Genomic DNA, 17368 nt, shown 5'->3' with positions numbered 1-17368 from the left:
TTTCGGCGTTCGCGCAAAGCGCGCTTCCCAAGGCCGAACCACCCCGAAAACCAGAAGCATGCCCACCGCCGGTACGGCGGGCACGCATTCATCTGAACCATGAGGATTGCCATGAGAACCGCATCCTGTGCCTGTGGGCAACTGAGGATCTCCTGTAACGGAGAGCCGCAGCTGGTCGCACAGTGCCACTGCCTCGACTGCCAGAAACGGACCGGCAGCACATACGGCGTCGCCGCCTTCTTTGCGCGCGACAAGGTAGAAGCCGAAGGCGACGCCAGTACCTACAGGCGATCGGCTCGGAGCGGCCATCACGTCATTTTCCATTTCTGCCCGGGCTGCGGCTCGAGCGTCTTCTGGGAGCCCGAGCGAAAGCCTGAATGGATCGCCGTCGCGGTCGGCTGCTTCGCCGATCCCGCCTTTCCGGCCCCGGCGCATGTTGGATGGGAAGAACGGCGTCATCCCTGGGTTTCCGGTTAGCGACGCCAACCCGCCAGGGCAGCGCTTTATCTTACTGGTTGATCTCGGGTTCAACGAGCTTCGCCAGATTTCGCAGCGACTCCTGCCAGCCGAGATAGCAGGCCTCAACCGGGATGGCGTCTGGAATACCTGCCTGCGTGATATTCACTTCGGTGCCGACCGACACTTTCTTCAATGTCACGGTCACCTCGATCTCGCCGGCCAGGTTGGGGTCGTCGAAGCGGTCGGTGTAGCGCAGCTGCTCATTGGGGACGAGCTCGACATATTCGCCGCCGAACGAGTGGCTGTCGCCGGTGGTGAAGTTGCGGAAGGACATTTTGAACGTACCGCCGACTTTCGCCTCGAAGTGATGAACCGTGCAGGTGAACCCGTTCGGCGGAAGCCATTTCGCAAGTGCATCCGCTTCGAGGAACGCGCGGTAGACTTTCTCCGGGCTTGTTGTCAGAACGCGGTGCAGCCGTACGGTGCCGGGCATATCGTTAATCCTCCGTGTTGGTGATCGATGCCCCCTAGGACGAGCGGAGCCCGGCCTATCCGACACGGGCCTGCGGATTTTTTGGCGACCGGTAATGCCGGCCGGAATGCTCGCCCGGCCGCCGGACAAGGAACTCGACCGCAGGGTAGCAAACCGCGCCGGATCTGACCTAGTTCACACTGTCGAACTTCTGCAGATCAACCGGTGCCGCCTTGCGCAATTCGATATCATCGAGCGAAGCATTCTCCAGCGCCACCCGCGCCGCCGCGTCGATGTTGTGGATCATGTCCTGAATGTCGGCATCGCTGTGCGCCGGGTTCATGGCGACTATCACGGTGCGGTTGAGGATGTCGAGCGAGCGCTTGCCGAGGTCGTCGGAATAATCCAGCCGCAGGCCCTGGTTCTCGGGCAGTGCGTAAGGATTGAGCGCCGGATGATGCGCGCCTTCATGCATCAGCACCTGGTCCCACTGGGTGAAATTGTGACGGCCGGTCTTGCCGGCAACGACACTGGGAATGGTTTTCGAAAAAGTCTGCGCCGCCTGCTCGCTCGGCAGCAGGTACATAAGCTGCGCTGCGCAATCGTCGTCCGGGCTGTTCATCGGCGACGGTGTCAGGCCGAGATTGCTAAGGTGGCGGGTACCGGCCAGCACCGTCTTCTTCTCGGCTCGCATCGCCTCGATGATGCCGTCCAGCCGGTCGAGCTGGACGTTGAGCATCGCCCCCATCAGTTCGGAAGCACGCGCGCCGATGCCGGCGAAGGGTTTGATGCTGTCGCTTCTGCCCTGCCAGTAGAAATGGCAAGGGTCGATGGCGCAGCGCGCCCGCTCCGCCACTTTCGGATCGCTGGTGGCGATGCCGCCGCCCTCGCCCGAGGTCATGTTCTTGAAGTAGTTGAAGGAATAGGCGCCGGCATGGCCGATCGAGCCGAGCTTGCGGCCCTCATAGCCGCCGCCGATGCCCTGGCAGACATCCTCCAGCACCAGCAAGCCGCGCTTGGCAGCAATGTCCATGATCGCATTCATGTTGCAGGCAGCGCCCCACATATGCACCGGGATGACCGCCCTGGTGCGCGGCCCGATGGCATCGCGCAAGGCGATGGGATCGATGGTCAGGCTCTCGTCGACGTCGACGATGACGGGAATGGCCCCGACCGACAGCACCGCGGTCGCGGTCGCCATATAGGTGTGCGCCGGCACCAGCACTTCGTCCCCCGGGCCGATGCCGAGGCCGATCAGGCCGGCGGCGAGCCCATAGGTGCCGCTGGCGGCCAGCGCGAAATGCTCGACGCCAAGATGCTGCGCATAGCGGGCCTCGAAGCGGTCGCATTCGCTGTCCTTGCCGTAACGAAACAGCGCGCCCGAGCGGATCACCCTGGCAATGGCTTCGATTTCCTCTTCGCCGGCGGTGTACATGACAGGCCTCCAAGTCACTTGACAGTGTGGGTCACTTGATAATGTGGTCGCTTGATGGTGTGGACAGCTGTAGGCTTGTCGGCACAGTTTGAAAGAACCACTCCGCCGCTATTCGACCAAGCCATCTGCGCCCGGAAGACGGTTCCTATGACTGGTTTTGAACCGTGATTGGGGAAATCGGCAGCTAAGTGTCTCAGCCGGCAGGCAAATCGTACCCATCCGAATTCGCCAAAGTGGCCCTGTCGGAAAGGCAGGTTTCGGCGTTCCATTCCGGCCAGTTGGGCAAACGGTTGGTTCCATGAAATACGGGACACACTTTGGAAGACCCTCGAAACCGGCGCGCCGGCGGGAAGGCGGCCGGTCGTGAACGCCGCCGGCTCCAGCAAACGGATCGTGCTCCACGAGGACGATGTCGGCATGTGCCACGGCGCCAACAGCGCCTTCCTCGAATTGAGCGGGCTGGGTGTCTGCAGTTCCGGCGCGGTGATGGTGCCGTGCGCGTGGTTCCTCGAAATGGCCGAAAGCGCCGCCGCCAATCCTGGCCTCGACCTTGGCGTCCACCTGACGCTGAACAGCGAGAAGCAGCACTACAAATGGCGGCCCTTGACCGCGCCGTCGCGGGCGGCCGGCCTGACCGACGAGTTCGGCTTCTTCTGGCCGGATGTGGTGACCACGCGCCGCAAGGCGGTGCCGCAGGCGGTCGAGGCCGAGCTTCGCGCCCAGATCGACACCGCCTATCGCGCCGGCATCGACGTCACCCATCTCGACGCGCATATGGGCGCGGCATTGTCGCCGGAATTCTGCGCTATCTACATCAAGCTCGGGCTCGAATATCAGCTGCCCGTGCTGCTGACCAAGACCCTGTCCGCCTATTCCCCCAACGACAATCTGGTCGGCGTCACCGAGGAGGCGTTCCAGCGCGGCGTGGCGCTGGCCCGTGCCGGCGGCTTTGCCATTTTCGACGCCGCCATCCAGACGACCTGGGGCCGGCCGCGCTCCAGGCCGATCGAGCCGGCTTACAAGGCGCTCATCGAGGGTGTGCGCGAGGGCCTGACCTTCTTTTGCCTGCATTGCAACGCGCCCGGTGAACTCGAGCTGATCGAGCCGCGCTCCGCCTATATCCGCACCGAAGAGTACGAGCTGTTCCGCGACCAGGGCTTTCGCGACTGGCTCGCCGCACAGCCGATCGACGTCATCGGCATGAAGCCGTTGCGCGAGGAGCTTCGCGCAGCACTCTCGGCCGGGCGATTATCAACAACAGCCCGCGGCAACAACGCGGGCGAACAGCGATTGGCGTCGGCAAAGGCCCGCAAAGCGGCCACCCGATCCGCAACGTGAGCCGATCGTCGCGGCCGGAAAACGGCGCCAGAGGGATTGGAACTGCAACGATAAATGGGAGAATAAGATGAAAACTCTTCTGAAAGTGGCATTGGGCGCCTTCGTCTCGGCGGGCCTGGTGACAGGCATTGCGCATGCCGCGGGCCTGAAGGATCCGAAGGACGTCCGCATCACCTTCGTAGTGCATGGGTCGGCGTCCGATCCCTATTGGTCGGTGGTCAAGCGCGGCGTCGATGACGCGGCCGCCCTTACCGGCGCCAAGGTCGAATATTACGCGCCGCAGGTCTTCGACGTGGTCGAGCAGGCCCGGCTTCTGGACGCCGCCATCGCCACCAAGCCGGACGGCATCGCCGTCTCCATCGCCGACGCCAATGCGCTCGGCAAATCGGTCAAATCCGGGCTTGCCGCCAATATTCCCATGGTGGTTCTGGATTCCGGCGAGAAGGAAGGCGCCGAGCTCGGCACGACGCTCTATGTCGGCACCGTTTCCGAATATGATTCCGGCAAGAAGGCCGGCGAGCGGCTGGCCAAGGAAGGCACGCTCAAGGTCGTCTGCATCAACCACGAGGTCGGCAATGTCAGCCTCGACCAGCGCTGCCAGGGCCTCAATGACGGGCTGAAGCCCTCCGGCGGCGGCACCGAGGTTCTGGCCGTGGCGCCGGATCCCGCCGACGTCCAGCGCCGTACCGAGGCCTATCTGTCGGCGCATCCGGATACACAGGCGGTCTTTGCGCTTGGCGCCACCGCCGCCAATCCGCTGATCCCGATGTTCCGCGACAAGGAACTGTTCGGCAAGCTCAAGCTCTACACGTTCGACATCAGCCCGGAGGTCCTCGATTCTGTCGTCGCCGGCGAAATGGGCTTCGGCATGGACGCCCAGCAATATCTGATGGGCTATTTGCCGGTGATCTATCTGGTCGAGCAGGCAACGCACGGCTTCTGGCCGCAGAACAACGCCTATACCGGACCGCTGTTCATAGACTCGCCGGAAAAAGCCAAGGCGATCCTGGCGCTCGCCAAAGAGGGCATCCGCTAGGCAAGCGCTCCGACGGAACGGGAGAATGCGCCAAGCGCTCTCCCGATGCGTTCGAAGATTGCGAATTGAGCGATTGGAGAGCCTAATGGCGGTCGTGGAAGACAAGGCGATACCTCCGGGCGAACTGAAGGCGACCGACCGCTTCGGGATGACGTCGAAGCGGGCCGCCGGCGCCGACGAGCGGCTGGCCAGCACCGGCAAGCTGACCCAGTGGCTGCGCCGGCCGGAAGCCGGTGCCGCCGGTGGGCTGCTTGCGACGATCATCATCTTTGCGCTGCTGCCGGGCGCGGCAAACCTCTATTCGCTGCAGGGATCGATGACTTTCCTGACGCTGTCGGCGGAGCTCGGCATCGTCGCCACCGCGGCAGCACTCCTCATCATCGCCGGCGAGTTCGATCTTTCGGTCGGCTCCATGGTCGGCTTTGCCGGTGTCGTCATCGGGCTGACGGTGAAGTACTGGGGCCTGCCGCTATGGGGTGGCATCGCCTGTGCCTTCGCCGTTGCCATCCTCACCGGCTATCTCAACGGCCTGATCGTGGTGAAGACGCGTCTGCCCTCCTTCATCGTCACGCTCGCCACGCTCTATATCCTGCGCGGATTGTCGATCGGCATCACCCGCGCCGTCACCGGCCGCACCCAGATCCCCTACATACTCGAAGGCGTACCGGACCCGGCAACGGCCGGCATTTTCAACGGCCATCTGCTCACCGGCCTGTTCCACTGGATGGGCGCGCAAGGCTGGATCGCCACCCGCAGCGACGGCATTCCCTTCGTCGCCGGCATTCCGATGTCGATCGTCTGGTGGCTTGGCCTGACGGCGCTGGCCGGCTACGTGCTTACCCAGACGAAATACGGCAACTGGATCTTCGCCACCGGCGGCGACCTGATCGCAGCCCGCAACGTCGGCGTGCCGGTCGATCGCGTCAAGATCAGCCTGTTCGTCTACACCGCCTGCGCGGCGACACTGCTTGCCACCATCCAGGTGATGGAGGCGGGCTCCGCCGACACCACGCGCGGCCTGCTCAAGGAATTCGAGGCGATCATCGCCGCCGTCATCGGCGGCGTGCTGCTCACCGGCGGCTACGGCACCGTCTATGGCGTGCTGTTCGGCGCGCTGATCTTCGGGCTGGTGCAGATGGGCATCTTCTACACCGGCATCGACACCGACTGGTTCAAGGTCTTCCTCGGCATCGTCATCCTGATGGCCGTGCTGGTCAACAACTACATCAGGCTGAAGGCGCTCGGCCGCGGAGGTGGCAAATGACCGAACCGGCCCAAATGACCGAACCGGCAATGGAACTGCGCGGCGTCAGCGTCAATTTCGGCTCGGTGCGCGCCCTCCAGGACATCGACATCAAGGTCTATCCGGGCGAGGTCCACTGCCTGCTCGGCGATAACGGTGCCGGCAAGTCGACGCTGATCAAGGTTTTGTCCGGCGTCTATCGGCCGAGCAAGGGCGAAATCCTGGTCGACGGCAAGCCGGTCACCTTCCGCAGCCCGCGCGACGCGCAGGAGCTCGGCGTGGCAACGGTGTTCCAGGACCTCGGCATGATCTCGCTGATGTCGATCACCCGTAACTTCTTCCTCGGCCGCGAGCCGACCAAAAGCAGCCTGCCCTTCTCGCGCATCGACAAGGAGCGCGCCAACACCATCGCCAGGCAGGCGATGGCCGATATCGGCATCGACGTGCGCGATCCGACGCAGGCCGTCGGCACGCTGTCGGGCGGCGAGCGCCAGTCGGTGGCGATCGCCCGCGCCGTGCATTTTGGCGCGCGCGTGCTGATCCTCGACGAGCCGACTTCCGCACTCGGCGTCCACCAGGCGGCGATGGTGCTGAAGTTCATCATCGAAGCACGCATGCGGGGTTTGGCCGTGATCTTCATCAGCCACAACATCCACCATGCCTATCCGGTCGGCGACACCTTCACGCTGCTCAACCGCGGCCGCAATCGCGGCACCTACGCCAAATCCGAGATTTCGCGCGACGAGGTCATCTCGATCATGTCGGGCGGCGAGGATTTGAAAGCGGTCGAGGCGGAGATTGCCGGCCTGCTCGCCCAGATCGGCAACCGGCCGCCTGCGGCGCCTTGAGCTGACAATCGGACATTGCGGGGAATGATGGCATGAGCAGGTTACGCGTCGGGGTCGTCGGCGCCGGCATGATCTCGCAGGTCGAGCATATCCCCAACCTGCAGCGCCTCGGTGAATTGTTCGAGCTGGTCGGCGTCGCCGATCCCTCGAAGATTTCGCGGCAATTCGTCACCGACACCCATGGCGTTGCCAATTTCGAAACGGTCGACCAGCTCTTCGACCAGCGCCTCGACGCGGTGGTGATCGGCTCGCCGGACCCATTGCATCACGAACAGGTGCTGGCGGCGCTGGCGCGCGGCCTGCACGTCTTTTGCGAAAAGCCGCTCTGCTATTCGCTGGCGGAAATCGCCGAGATCGTCGCCGCGCGCGATGCCGCCAGGAAAATCATGCAAGTCGGCTATATGAAGCGCTTCGATCCGAGCTACCGGCTGGCGCTCGCTTCGCTGCCGGGCACATCGAGCACGCTGCGTTCGGTCTCGGTGGAAGTGAACGATCCCGACGCCTGGCCGTTCATCGCCCACCAGCCCTACAGGCGCGGCACCGATATCCCGAAGGACATGATCGCCGCTGTCGCGGCCAAGCAGAAGCGCCAGGTCGAAGAGGCCGTCGGCGTGCATCTGACCGATCTCGCTTTCCGTGGATTTACCGGCGCTTACAGCTCGGCCTTGATTCACGATGTCAATGCCGTCCATGGCCTGCTCGATGCGCTCGGCGTGCCGGACGGCGAGGTCGTCGGCGCGCAGATCTTTGCCAATGGCGACGGCGGCCACGGCGCCGTCAGGCTGCTGGACGGGCAGGCACTGTGGACCATGACGCATCTCACCGTGCCCAAGCTCGCCGACTACAAGGAGCGGATCACGCTGTTCTTCGACGATGCCAGCCTCGAGCTCGAATTCCCCTCGCCCTGGCTCAACCATCATCCGACCCGGCTGACGGTGACGACCTCGGACGGTCACACGCTGTCGAAGAAAGATTTGCGTGCCGGCTACGCCGAAGCCTTCGTCGAAGAGATGCGTGGCTTCTGGGCAGCGATCGTCAATGGCGATGCCGTCGTCAACCCACCCGAACACGCCGCCCGCGACCAGGCGCTGCTGATCGGGCTGACCCGGCGGCATCTCGCGACCGCACCCTTCGACTGAGCACTCCACCTGTAGCCGAACGGCGCTATCTGGACTTGATGACGCTGTCGGTATTGGCCAGCAGCTTGCGCACCGCATTGCGCGCCGCGTCCGGCCGCTGCAGGCGGATGCTCTTCTCGATTTCCTCATGCAGCCTCTGCGCATGCTGCAAATCGTCGAGTTCCCGCGTGGTATAAGCAAATAGATGATCGAATGCCGATTCGATCAGCACGCCGAGCGGCACCAGCAGGTCGTTGCCCGAGGCCCGCAGGATGGCGAGATGAAAACGCGTGTCGGCGCGCGTGCGCTCCTGCAGGTTGGTCGCCTCGCCCATCTCGCGGCAGGCCTGGCTGATCTCGGCCATCTGCTCGTCGGTGCGCCGCATGGCGGCAAAAGCGCTGGCCTCCGGCTCGATGATGTGGCGGAATTCCTGCACGGTCCTGAGGAACACCTCGCGGTCCGGCGAGGTCGCATACCAGGCCAGCACGTCGCGATCGAGCAGGTTCCAGCGCTCCTTCGGCTCGACCCAGCTGCCGATCTTCGGGCGTGACGCCAATAGGCTCTTCGCCATCAGCATTTTTATGGCTTCGCGCACCGCCGAGCGGCTGACGTCGAAGGTCTCGGACCATTTGGCTTCGTTGGGCAGGATGGTTCCCGGCGGATAATCGCCGCGCACGATCCTCAGCCCGATCTCGTTGGCGAGCGACGCATGCACGCTCGAGCCCGGCATGCGCGCCGCATCGGCACGGCGGATACCGCTCGTGCGTTCGGCGAACGCCTCGGCCGCTGTCTTTCCCTTATTCGGCTTCGCGTCCTGCATGGCTCCACAAAGTCCGGATTTGGAGGCGTGTCAAGGAGATGAAATCGCCGGCAATATCTCAGCTTGATTTTCCGCATCCGTCCCCTCGCCGACACCGCGCTTTGCCGAGCGCTCACGCCGGAGAGGGACGACCGACTTCTCTTTGTCCCGGCTGAATTCCTCGATCAGGAAATCAAGGAAGACGCGGATTTTCGGGGCAAGATGCTGCCGTGCCGGATAGACCGCGTAGAGTGTGGTTTCGACCTTGTCCCAGTCATCCAGAGCCGATTGCAGCCGGCCTGCTTTCAGGTCGCTCTCGACATAGGAATAGGGGATCAGGCTGACGCCGAAGCCGGCACGCAACGCATCGCGCACGGCAAGGCTTGAAGAAACCGAATATCGTCCGTCGATGGCGATCCGCTCGGTACGGCCGTCCTTGCGGAATTCCCATATGTCCGCATGCCCCGAGAGGCTGAACCGGATGCAATTGGCCGCCTTCAAATCGGCAGGCGCTTTGGGCCGGCCATGCTTCTCGAAATAAGACGGAGCTGCGCAAAGCACGTGCGGCATGACCGCAAGCTTTCGGGCGACCAGGCTGGAATCCTCGAGATTGTCGCTGCCGCGAATGGCAAGGTCAAATCCCTCCCGCACGATATCGACGCGCCTGTCGTCAAGGTGCAGATCGAGCTTCAAATCGGGATAGCGCGATAGAAACGCGGGGATGGCAGCCGAAAGCCGCGTCAACGTGACAGTCATCGGCGCGCTGACCCGCAACGTGCCGCTCGGCGCCGTCTTGATCGGGCCGAGCACCTGGTCGGCCCTGGCCAGCGCATCGAGCCCCTGCGTGACATGCTCCAGGTAGATCCTGCCCTCTTCAGTCAGCGCCATGCGCCGCGTTGTCCGGTTGATGAGCCGCACCCCCAGATGCGCCTCCAGCTCGGCGATATTCTTGCTGATCGCGGGAGGCGAGAGACCGAGCCGCCGTCCGGCTTCGGCAAAGCTGTTCAGTTGCGCCACATGGCGGAAAACCTGCAGCGCCGTCAGGCGATCCATCGCACCATTCTCTTCCAGTAAATAATGTCTTGCAATTGTTGCATATTACCGCTCCTTGGTAAATTGTCTATCTGCTTTCCGAACGACTTTTTCAGGTTTGGAATGACATGATGACCAACCCCGCAATCTCCCTTATCGAGCGACGCATGTCGGCCAATCGGTTCGATGCCTCGCATGCATTGACGGATGCCGAGATCGAGGAACTGGCACGTCTCGCAACGCGCGCGCCAAGCGCCTACAACCTTCAGAATTGGCGTTTCATCGCCGTGCGGACGCCGGAAGCAAAGGCGCGGTTGCGCAGCGTGGCCCACGGCCAGGTGAAGGTGCAGGAAGCAGCGGTCACCTTCATCATCTGCGGCGTACTCCCCGACCACGCTGCCCTCGATGCAAGGCTGCGTCCTTTCGTCGAAGCCGGCTTCATGCCGGCGGATATGGCTTCGGGCTGGCAGGAGGGCGCCCGCGCACAATATGCCGATCCTCTAGCGGCCCGCGACGAAGCCGTGCGCTCGGCAACGCTTGGCGCCGCAACGCTGATTTTCGCAGCCGAAGCGCTGGGGCTCGTCTCCGGTCCGATGGCAGGCTTCGATGCCGAAGGCGTGGCCCGCGAGTTCGGCCTTGCGCGCAATGAAGTGCCGGTGATGCTCGTCGCGGCCGGCCGCGCCGCGCCCGGCAACTGGCCGCAAAAGCCGCGCCGCCCTCTTGCCGAAGTACTGGAAATCTTATGAAAACGCACCGTTCCGATCTGTTGCTTACAGCCATTGCACCCGCAATATGGGGCAGCACCTATATCGTCACCACGCAGTTCCTGCCCAACTTTTCGCCGATGACGGTCGCAATGCTGCGTGCCTTGCCCGCCGGATTGCTGCTGCTGGCGATCGTTCGGCAACTGCCAACGGGCATCTGGTGGCTGCGCAGTTTCGTCCTCGGAGCCCTCAACATCTCGATCTTCCTGAGCATGTTGTTTGTCGCCGCCTACCGGCTTCCGGGCGGGGTCGCGGCGACCGTGCTGTCGGTCCAGCCATTGATTGTGATTTTCCTCGCAGCTGCCCTGCTTGCCAGCCCTGTCCGCCGGTTGGCGATTGTCGCCGCCCTTGTCGGGATCGCAGGTGTGGCATTGCTGGTGTTGACCCCGAATGCGACGCTCGATGCGGTCGGCGTAGCCGCCGGCCTCGCCGGGGCGGCTTCCATGGCCTTCGGAAGCGTGTTGAGCCGCAAGTGGCAGCCGCCAGCATCGCTGCTCGCCTTTACGGCATGGCAACTGACTGCCGGTGGTCTCCTTCTCGTTCCGGTGGTCCTGCTTTTCGAACCACCCATCCCGTTCCCGACCGCGGCCAACCTGCTTGGACTGGTGTGGCTCGGCCTGATCGGTGCGGCGCTGACTTATGTCCTCTGGTTCCGGGGCATTGCGCGACTCGAATCTTCGGTGGTGTCATCGCTGCTTTTCCTCAGCCCGGTGACCGCCGTGCTGCTTGGATGGGTATTCCTGGATCAGACACTGACCTTGCCTCAAATCGCCGGCGTCGTTTTCGTCATCGGCAGCATCTGGCTGGCTCAACGGCCCAATCGCAACGAGTCTTGAGCCTGATGGTAGTGGGTCAGTTTGAAAATTCGATCAAGACGGATGGCCGAAGACGGTTAAAATAAGCTCGACCGAACCGAAGCTGCAGAAGAACACAACAGCACCATATGCAATCACCCGGCGCGGTATCAGGAAGCGCGCTGACCAAAATCCAGCACGAAGCCTTGCGTCTCGCTTCCCCAGTCGTTCGCCCCATGGAAGGTTCTGCTCATCGATTGACCCATAGAAATCGGTGCGCAGAATTATGCTTAGGAGTGCGACGAACATGGCTGCGAAACTCAGGGCCAAGACAACGACACATGCTGTTATTGGAATAAACAAGTGAGGATTGTTCGCCCACTCGTACTTCAAATGTCCTCACTCCCTGCTTTTTGGCCGCGAACCATAGGCTTCTCTGCCTCTTTGGCTTGGATCAGCGCGACGATATCACTGATTTCCCAAAGCTTGCCAGTGACGCCAGCGGCCGGTAGTGTCTCAGTTTGAAATTTGACGGAATGCAATATGCATTTCCCATATCGGGCTGAGCTCCTGTATGCTTACCGGAAAGCATGGGAGCAATCGTGAGCGATCACAATCAAGACGCATTGGAAGGTTGGACGTTTACCTCTGGCGAGGTCTCAGCTGGCTTGTACCGATTTAGCGGTCGCCATTATGACGGACGCTCGGTTGAACGGCAGGGCCCGGACTATGAGGCTATAAAGGCCGACTGCATGAATGATGCCCGGACACTTGGGAAGCCAGCCTATACCAACCGGTCCTAGAGGCCAGAAGCGCCCCGCCGATGTGATCGGCAACGCAGTCCATGTCATGCGCATTGCGACAGGCGAGGAAGCCGACGAAGTGATTGACGACGGCAAAGACCCCGCTGCAGCTGCCGGAGGATCTGCCGATGCCACAACGCCCGTATGATGAGCGTCTGCTCCGTCAGGCGTTCGAAGTCGCGCGCAAGGCCCGCGATGCTGGCGAACATCCCTTTGGTTCGCTCCTGGCCGACAAGGACGGCAATGTGTTGCGCGAGCAGCCCAATGGTTACAAAGCCGGAGGGGGCGACCGCACCGCTCATGCCGAAAGGCTGCTGGCCTCGTGGGCAGGGATGAATGTCAGTCTCGAAAAGCTGGCCTCTTGCACACTCTACACTTCGGCCGAACCTTGCGCGATGTGCTCCGGGACAATCTATTGGGCGGGCATCGGACGGGTCGTCTTTGGGCAGAGCGAACATGACCTCAAGGGGTTGACGGGCGCACATGTCGAGAACCCCACACTCGACCTGCCCTGCAGGATCGTCTTCGAAGCTGGGCAGCGTCCGACTGAAGTCGTCGGCCCGCTGCTTGCCGATGAAGCGGCGCAACTCCAGGCCGAATTCTGGAAAGACAAGTAGGGTCAGGACTCATTGATTCAGGGGCAAAGGTGACTGCTGACGTGGACCACGACCTGAAGCAATTCCAGGAAAAGTGTGAAACGAGTTTCCGCCCGGAATTGCCTCAAAACAAAAAAATATAGATCGGTTCGGCGTTACCGTGAACGACAAAACAGTTCTAATTCAAAGGCCGGTGAGCAATTTCTTAAGTAGAGCGTTAAGAGTTTCTTGCTCCGCCGGCGTCAGCACGGAGATTAATTGCTCTTCGAGCGCCACCATTGGACCGATCAAATCGTCTATCGCGCGCTTGCCGCCGGTCGTCAGCGCAATTTGCTTGCCGCGCCGGTCGTTGGGATCGGGGCGTCGTTCAACCAGCCCAGCGCGCTCCAGCCGGTCCAGGCGGCTCGTCATGCCGCCCGAGGAGATCATTGCCGATTCGTAGAGCTGAGTAGGTGAAAGCATAAAGGGTTCACCGGCGCGCCTGAGCGGCGTGAGCACATCGAACTCACCTACATTCAGGCCTGCTTCTTTGAGCAACGGGTTCATGTGATCGCGGATGACCCGTGCGGCGGCATCAAGCAGACGACCTACCGTTTCAACAGGTAACGACGGAAGATCGGGGCGCTCGCGGGCCCATTGCTTAGCTGCGGCCTCGGCGCGATCCATGGCAAATATTCCCTCGGCCTGTATCTTGCAATCAAGATACATTGCATCTACTAACATTGCAGCAAGACAATAGCGCAGCGCGCAGCCCTGGAGAAAGCGAAATCGATGCCCAAAATGATTTTCGTGAACCTGCCTGTCCGTGACCTGTCGGCCTCGACGGCGTTCTACGTGGCGCTAGGCGGCACTGTGAACCCGCAGTTTTCGGGCGAGAAATCCACCTCGCTCATGTTCTCGGACACGATCGGGGTGATGCTGCTGACCCATGACCACTACCGCGAATTCACCAAACGCCCAATCGGCGACGCACGGCGCGACAGCCAGGCAATGATCGTCCTCACTGTCGATAACCGCGACGCCGTCGATTCAACACTGACCAGCGCGGTTGCGGCGGGCGGTCGCGCCGATCCCAACCCGGCACAGGATCTTGGCTTCATGTACAACCGCCACATTGAAGACCCGGATGGCTATGTCTGGGAAATCGTATGGATGAACCCGACGGCGAACGCCTGAACATAGGGTAGGCGCATCGGTCGTAGCGGGTCATGAGCCTAGCCTCATGACGAGCAATTGCGGGCTGGCCCAGTGCCGGTTCCGCGTCAGTTGCGCCCGTCAGGTCGTCTTGACGTATTTCCGCCAGCTGTGCTCCGGCCGGAAGCCGAGCATGTCGCGCGCCTTGCGGTTGGAGAGCAGCGTCTCGTATTCGCCAAGTTCGCCCTTGACCGGCACGTCGGGATAAAACCGCTTCAGCAGTTCGGCCGTCGGCAGATCGGACGAGGTGTCGTCATTGGCGGCGTTGAACACCTGATAGCCGAGCCCGTCCTTCTCGATGGCGCGCAGCGTGATCTGGCCGAGGTCGCGCGCGTCGATATAGCTCCAGGCGATGCGCTTGCGGAAACCCGGATCGGCGAACCATTTCGGAAACAGCGAATATTCGTGCGGCTCGATGACGTTGCCGATGCGCAAGGCATAAATGTCGAAGCCGCTGCGCAAGGCAAAGACGCGCGCCGTCTTCTCGTTGACGACCTTGGACAGCGCGTAGCTGTCCATCGGGTCGACGTCGTACGCCTCGTCGAGCGGAAAATGCGTCGGGTTGCGCGGCTCGTTGGCGAATACCAGCCCGTAGGTCGTTTCGCTGGAGGCGATCACCACCTTGCGGATGCCGAGCTTCACCGCGGCCTCGATGACGTTGTAGGTGCCGAGCGCGTTGATGCGGAACACCTCATTGTCGGGCGTGATCATGATGCGCGGGATCGCCGCGAAATGCACGACCGCATCGACCGGCTGCGAGCGCAGCGACGGGTCGAATTCATGCAGGCCCATATAGCTCGACAGCGCATTGAACACCTGCCCGCTGTCGGTGATGTCGGTGATCAGCGTGCGCACCTTGGGATTGTCGAGCGGCTTGGTGTCGATGTTGAGCACCTGGCAGCCCTGCTCGACCAGATACTGCACGACATGGCGCCCGGCCTTGCCGCTGCCGCCGGTGAACATGATCCGCTTTGTCATTTTGCTCTCCCTGGAATTCATGTGTATTGTCAGACAATATCGAACTCTGCAATCGCCTGCCATGGCATGCGGCAAAAACCCGCTTCAACAATTCGCCGGCAAGGTGCAGCGCCGTCATCCATCACTGCAAATAGGACGAAACGACATGAACACGACCGCCGCGAGCGAAAAGATCGGCTTCATCGGGCTTGGCCTGATGGGGCACGGGATCGCGAAGAACATCGTCGACAAGGGTTATCCGCTGACGTTTCTCGGCCGCAAGAACCGCAACCGGCAGAAGACCTGCTCGGCCGCGGTGCCAAGGAAGCGGCGACCTCGCGCGATGTCGCGGCGGCATCCGATATCGTCTTCATCTGCGTCACCGGCTCGCGCGAGGTCGAAGCCATCATCCGCGGCCCAGGCGGCCTCAAGGAAGGCCTGAAGCAGGGATCGGTTGTCGTCGATTGCTCGACCTCTGATCCCGTTTCGACGGTGGCGCTGGCCGCCGAACTCAAGGGGCTCGGCGTCGATTATGTCGATGCCCCGCTCAGCCGCACCCCGAAGGAGGCTTGGGAAGGCACGCTCGACGCCATGGTCGGCGCCCCCGATGCGGTCTTTGCCCGGCTGAAGCCGGTGCTCGAAACCTGGGCCGGACGCATCGTCCACATCGGCGACACCGGCGATGGCCACCGCATGAAGCTGCTCAACAATTTCATTTCGCTCGGCTATGCCGCGATCTATTCCGAGGCGCTGGCGCTGGCGCAGAAGGTCGGCATCTCGCCGCCGCGCTTCGACAGCGTCATCCGCAACGGCCGCATGGATTGCGGCTTCTACCAGACCTTCATGCGCTGGACGCTGGAAGGCGACCGCGACGCGCACAAATTCACCATCGCCAATGCCTTCAAGGACCTCACCTATCTCGAGTCCATGGCGGGTGCTGCCGGCATCGCCAACCCGCTCGGCAACGCCACCAAGAACGCCTTCGCCGGCGCCTTCGCGGCCGGCCCCGCCGACCAGTATGTGCCGATGCTGGCCACGCATATCGGCAAGGTCAATGGCGTCGACCTCATGCCGACCAGGGACGGCAAGAACCAGACGATCTGAGAACGTTGGGATTAACGCCTGGGAGTGTCGCAACTGCAAACGTTCGCTGCCGACCAGCTACATCCGCCAATCTCCAACGCTGGCGATTAGCATATGACACTACACCTTCGTCATCCCAGGGCGCAGCAGGAGCGAAGCGACGTCGCGCAGACCCTGGGATCCATGCCGTGACATCAGCCGAAGAATGCAGCGGCTCAGAACGGCGCTTGTATCCGCCATTGCGCTCGTCGCCCTTCCACCATGACCGCGAGCCAGAAGCTGCGGAAGCGCTGGCTCCGCCAATGGAAGACCGAATTGATCGAGACGACCAGTCCCAGAGTGCTTCGGGCTTTTTCGCAGGACCGGGTGGCAGCGTTTGGTTCTGGTCTGCTGGAGCACTGCCGCAAGGTAACGGCATGGATCCCAGGGTCTGCGCCGCGTCGCTTCGCTCCTTGCTCCGCCCAGGGATGACGAAGGGAGGGTTTCGGCTAATCTCCTAAATTTGCGATTTGCGACTAACGGGAATGATCGACCTTCGTTGCTGGTTGACCCGACTTACACGCAGTTGGCCGAGAAACGATCGAATCAGCGCCGAAACCGGCCGATAACGTGGCGAGAAGTCTGAGCACCAAAGCACGCGCACTTCCGATCGGAAGAGGCCAAAAACAAAAAAACCGCCTCGGTGGGCGGGTCGTTGGAGCCAATTAGCACCATACCAAAATTAGTAGCATAGCTGCCGGCACAAAGCAAGAACAAAATAGCTGCGACGGCAAAAAAGTCCGAATTCCTTTCCCACCCGAGGTCGCCGCCCTCATTGCCTAGCGTTGATGATCAGCGAAAGCCGAAATGGCATCCAATCTCCCCCCTCGTGGGGGAGATGTCCGGCAGGACAGAGAGGAGCGCGAAGGAATGCGCGTTTTGCAATCGTTCGGAGCAACGCCAGCCCTGGCGCATAAATCACCGCCGCGACCGGCCGATGACATCGTCGGTGTTGGCAAGAAGCCTGTGCACCGCGGCGCGGGCTGCGGCGGGCCGCTGCAGGCGGATGTTCTTCTCGATCGCCTCGTGCAGTGCCTGCGCCCGCCGCTGATCGCTGGTCTCGCGGGTGACGAACTGGAACAAATGGTCGAGCGCCGATTCGATCAGCACGCCGAGCGGCACCAGCAGATCGTTGCCCGAGGCGCGCAGGATGGCGAGATGAAACCGCGTGTCGGCGCGCGTGCGCTCCTGCAGATTGGTCGCCTCGCCCATCTCGCGGCAAGCCTGGCTGATCTCTGCCATCTGCTCGTCGGTGCGTCGCATCGCGGCAAAGGCGCTGGCCTCCGGCTCGATGATGTGGCGGAATTCCTGCACGGTCCTGAGGAACACCTCGCGGTCCGGCGAGGTCGCATACCAGG

Annotated in this window: 18 protein-coding genes and 1 pseudogene; 11 read left to right on the top strand and 8 right to left on the bottom strand. The window is 62.2% G+C overall.

Annotated features, from left to right (window positions below):
* Positions 1 to 99: 99 nt before the first annotated feature.
* Positions 100 to 477 carry a GFA family protein gene (locus tag NKI58_RS31375; RefSeq protein WP_023675821.1) on the top strand — a complete coding sequence of 126 codons (378 nt, stop codon included), beginning with the start codon at positions 100 to 102 and terminating at the stop codon, positions 475 to 477.
* A gap of 31 nt (positions 478 to 508) precedes the next feature.
* Here the strand turns inward: NKI58_RS31375 and NKI58_RS31370 are convergent, their stop codons facing one another.
* Positions 509 to 952 carry an SRPBCC family protein gene (locus NKI58_RS31370; protein ID WP_023675820.1) on the bottom strand — a complete coding sequence of 148 codons (444 nt, stop codon included), beginning with the start codon at positions 950 to 952 and terminating at the stop codon, positions 509 to 511.
* Positions 953 to 1121: 169 nt separating this feature from the next.
* Entirely contained in the window at positions 1122 to 2366 is a 1245-nt protein-coding gene (locus tag NKI58_RS31365) for a DegT/DnrJ/EryC1/StrS family aminotransferase (RefSeq protein ID WP_352825770.1), read from the bottom strand.
* Between the two features lie 363 nt (positions 2367 to 2729).
* Here NKI58_RS31365 and NKI58_RS31360 point away from each other — a divergent pair, with 363 nt between their 5' ends.
* From NKI58_RS31360 to NKI58_RS31340, 5 genes are all read left to right on the top strand, one after another.
* Positions 2730 to 3704 carry a polysaccharide deacetylase family protein gene (locus tag NKI58_RS31360; protein WP_352786675.1) on the top strand — a complete coding sequence of 325 codons (975 nt, stop codon included), beginning with the start codon at positions 2730 to 2732 and terminating at the stop codon, positions 3702 to 3704.
* A 67-nt stretch (positions 3705 to 3771) separates the two neighbouring features.
* Positions 3772 to 4740 carry a rhizopine catabolism ABC transporter substrate-binding protein gene (locus tag NKI58_RS31355; protein WP_352647056.1) on the top strand — a complete coding sequence of 323 codons (969 nt, stop codon included), beginning with the start codon at positions 3772 to 3774 and terminating at the stop codon, positions 4738 to 4740.
* Between the two features lie 148 nt (positions 4741 to 4888).
* Positions 4889 to 6004, top strand: a complete 1116-nt coding sequence (locus NKI58_RS31350; RefSeq protein ID WP_352453289.1) for an ABC transporter permease — start codon at positions 4889 to 4891, stop codon at positions 6002 to 6004.
* Between the two features lie 14 nt (positions 6005 to 6018).
* On the top strand, positions 6019 to 6831 hold the full coding sequence (locus NKI58_RS31345; protein ID WP_023675815.1) for an ATP-binding cassette domain-containing protein: 813 nt from the start codon (positions 6019 to 6021) through the stop codon (positions 6829 to 6831).
* Between the two features lie 32 nt (positions 6832 to 6863).
* Entirely contained in the window at positions 6864 to 7970 is a 1107-nt protein-coding gene (locus NKI58_RS31340; protein WP_352786676.1) for a Gfo/Idh/MocA family protein, read from the top strand.
* Between the two features lie 25 nt (positions 7971 to 7995).
* On the opposite strand, the gene NKI58_RS31335 is transcribed toward NKI58_RS31340, so the two are convergent.
* Both NKI58_RS31335 and NKI58_RS31330 read right to left on the bottom strand, forming a co-directional pair.
* Positions 7996 to 8769: a FadR/GntR family transcriptional regulator gene (locus NKI58_RS31335; RefSeq protein WP_352786677.1), complete on the bottom strand. Its 774-nt coding sequence runs from the start codon at positions 8767 to 8769 to the stop codon at positions 7996 to 7998.
* Between the two features lie 30 nt (positions 8770 to 8799).
* Positions 8800 to 9801, bottom strand: coding sequence for a LysR family transcriptional regulator (locus tag NKI58_RS31330; protein WP_352786678.1), 1002 nt, complete (start codon positions 9799 to 9801; stop codon positions 8800 to 8802).
* Between the two features lie 110 nt (positions 9802 to 9911).
* On the opposite strand from NKI58_RS31330, the gene NKI58_RS31325 reads away from it, so the two are divergent.
* Together NKI58_RS31325 and NKI58_RS31320 are read left to right on the top strand one after the other, a co-directional pair.
* A complete protein-coding gene (locus NKI58_RS31325; RefSeq protein WP_352786679.1) occupies positions 9912 to 10526 on the top strand; it encodes a nitroreductase family protein in 615 nt (204 codons plus the stop codon).
* Positions 10523 to 11380, top strand: coding sequence for an EamA family transporter (locus tag NKI58_RS31320; RefSeq protein WP_352786680.1), 858 nt, complete (start codon positions 10523 to 10525; stop codon positions 11378 to 11380). Before NKI58_RS31325 ends, NKI58_RS31320 begins: the two co-directional genes overlap by 4 nt.
* Positions 11381 to 11727: 347 nt before the next feature.
* Here the strand turns inward: NKI58_RS31320 and NKI58_RS31315 are convergent, their stop codons facing one another.
* Entirely contained in the window at positions 11728 to 11880 is a 153-nt protein-coding gene (locus tag NKI58_RS31315) for a hypothetical protein (RefSeq protein ID WP_352708113.1), read from the bottom strand.
* A 389-nt stretch (positions 11881 to 12269) separates the two neighbouring features.
* Between NKI58_RS31315 and NKI58_RS31310 the strand changes: the two genes are divergently transcribed.
* Entirely contained in the window at positions 12270 to 12758 is a 489-nt protein-coding gene (locus NKI58_RS31310; protein WP_352786681.1) for a nucleoside deaminase, read from the top strand.
* A gap of 162 nt (positions 12759 to 12920) precedes the next feature.
* Here the strand turns inward: NKI58_RS31310 and NKI58_RS31305 are convergent, their stop codons facing one another.
* Entirely contained in the window at positions 12921 to 13403 is a 483-nt protein-coding gene (locus tag NKI58_RS31305) for a MarR family winged helix-turn-helix transcriptional regulator (RefSeq protein ID WP_352786682.1), read from the bottom strand.
* 105 nt (positions 13404 to 13508) lie between these two features.
* On the opposite strand from NKI58_RS31305, the gene NKI58_RS31300 reads away from it, so the two are divergent.
* Complete coding sequence (locus NKI58_RS31300; RefSeq protein ID WP_352786683.1) at positions 13509 to 13913, top strand: VOC family protein; 405 nt, start codon at positions 13509 to 13511, stop codon at positions 13911 to 13913.
* Positions 13914 to 14012: 99 nt separating this feature from the next.
* Here NKI58_RS31300 and NKI58_RS31295 read toward each other — a convergent pair whose 3' ends face one another.
* Positions 14013 to 14909: an NAD-dependent epimerase/dehydratase family protein gene (locus NKI58_RS31295; protein WP_352786684.1), complete on the bottom strand. Its 897-nt coding sequence runs from the start codon at positions 14907 to 14909 to the stop codon at positions 14013 to 14015.
* A 145-nt stretch (positions 14910 to 15054) separates the two neighbouring features.
* Between NKI58_RS31295 and NKI58_RS31290 the strand changes: the two are divergent.
* Positions 15055 to 15992 (top strand): annotated as a pseudogene (locus tag NKI58_RS31290) (NAD(P)-dependent oxidoreductase).
* A 936-nt stretch (positions 15993 to 16928) separates the two neighbouring features.
* Here NKI58_RS31290 and NKI58_RS31285 read toward each other — a convergent pair.
* Positions 16929 to 17368 (bottom strand): FadR/GntR family transcriptional regulator (locus NKI58_RS31285; protein ID WP_352854244.1); only part of this gene is annotated, 440 nt, incomplete at its 5' end.

This window comes from Mesorhizobium sp. M0522 (assembly GCF_040321085.1).
In the GTDB taxonomy this organism is placed as follows: Bacteria; Pseudomonadota; Alphaproteobacteria; order Rhizobiales; family Rhizobiaceae; genus Mesorhizobium.
This window is presented reverse-complemented; position numbering and strand designations above follow the sequence as displayed.

What these genes read in the sequence shown, in the direction of transcription:
- NKI58_RS31355 (WP_352647056.1), top strand. Translation starts at nt 3,772, where the DNA reads ATGAAAACTCTTCTGAAAGTGGCATTGGGCGCCTTCGTCTCGGCGGGC.
- NKI58_RS31300 (WP_352786683.1), top strand. Translation starts at nt 13,509, where the DNA reads ATGCCCAAAATGATTTTCGTGAACCTGCCTGTCCGTGACCTGTCGGCC.
- NKI58_RS31325 (WP_352786679.1), top strand. Translation starts at nt 9,912, where the DNA reads ATGACCAACCCCGCAATCTCCCTTATCGAGCGACGCATGTCGGCCAAT.
- NKI58_RS31330 (WP_352786678.1), bottom strand. Translation starts at nt 9,801, where the DNA reads ATGGATCGCCTGACGGCGCTGCAGGTTTTCCGCCATGTGGCGCAACTG.
- NKI58_RS31350 (WP_352453289.1), top strand. Translation starts at nt 4,889, where the DNA reads ATGACGTCGAAGCGGGCCGCCGGCGCCGACGAGCGGCTGGCCAGCACC.
- NKI58_RS31345 (WP_023675815.1), top strand. Translation starts at nt 6,019, where the DNA reads ATGACCGAACCGGCAATGGAACTGCGCGGCGTCAGCGTCAATTTCGGC.
- NKI58_RS31340 (WP_352786676.1), top strand. Translation starts at nt 6,864, where the DNA reads ATGAGCAGGTTACGCGTCGGGGTCGTCGGCGCCGGCATGATCTCGCAG.
- NKI58_RS31295 (WP_352786684.1), bottom strand. Translation starts at nt 14,909, where the DNA reads ATGACAAAGCGGATCATGTTCACCGGCGGCAGCGGCAAGGCCGGGCGC.
- NKI58_RS31375 (WP_023675821.1), top strand. Translation starts at nt 100, where the DNA reads ATGAGGATTGCCATGAGAACCGCATCCTGTGCCTGTGGGCAACTGAGG.
- NKI58_RS31365 (WP_352825770.1), bottom strand. Translation starts at nt 2,366, where the DNA reads ATGTACACCGCCGGCGAAGAGGAAATCGAAGCCATTGCCAGGGTGATC.
- NKI58_RS31305 (WP_352786682.1), bottom strand. Translation starts at nt 13,403, where the DNA reads ATGGATCGCGCCGAGGCCGCAGCTAAGCAATGGGCCCGCGAGCGCCCC.
- NKI58_RS31370 (WP_023675820.1), bottom strand. Translation starts at nt 952, where the DNA reads ATGCCCGGCACCGTACGGCTGCACCGCGTTCTGACAACAAGCCCGGAG.
- NKI58_RS31335 (WP_352786677.1), bottom strand. Translation starts at nt 8,769, where the DNA reads ATGCAGGACGCGAAGCCGAATAAGGGAAAGACAGCGGCCGAGGCGTTC.
- NKI58_RS31310 (WP_352786681.1), top strand. Translation starts at nt 12,270, where the DNA reads ATGCCACAACGCCCGTATGATGAGCGTCTGCTCCGTCAGGCGTTCGAA.
- NKI58_RS31320 (WP_352786680.1), top strand. Translation starts at nt 10,523, where the DNA reads ATGAAAACGCACCGTTCCGATCTGTTGCTTACAGCCATTGCACCCGCA.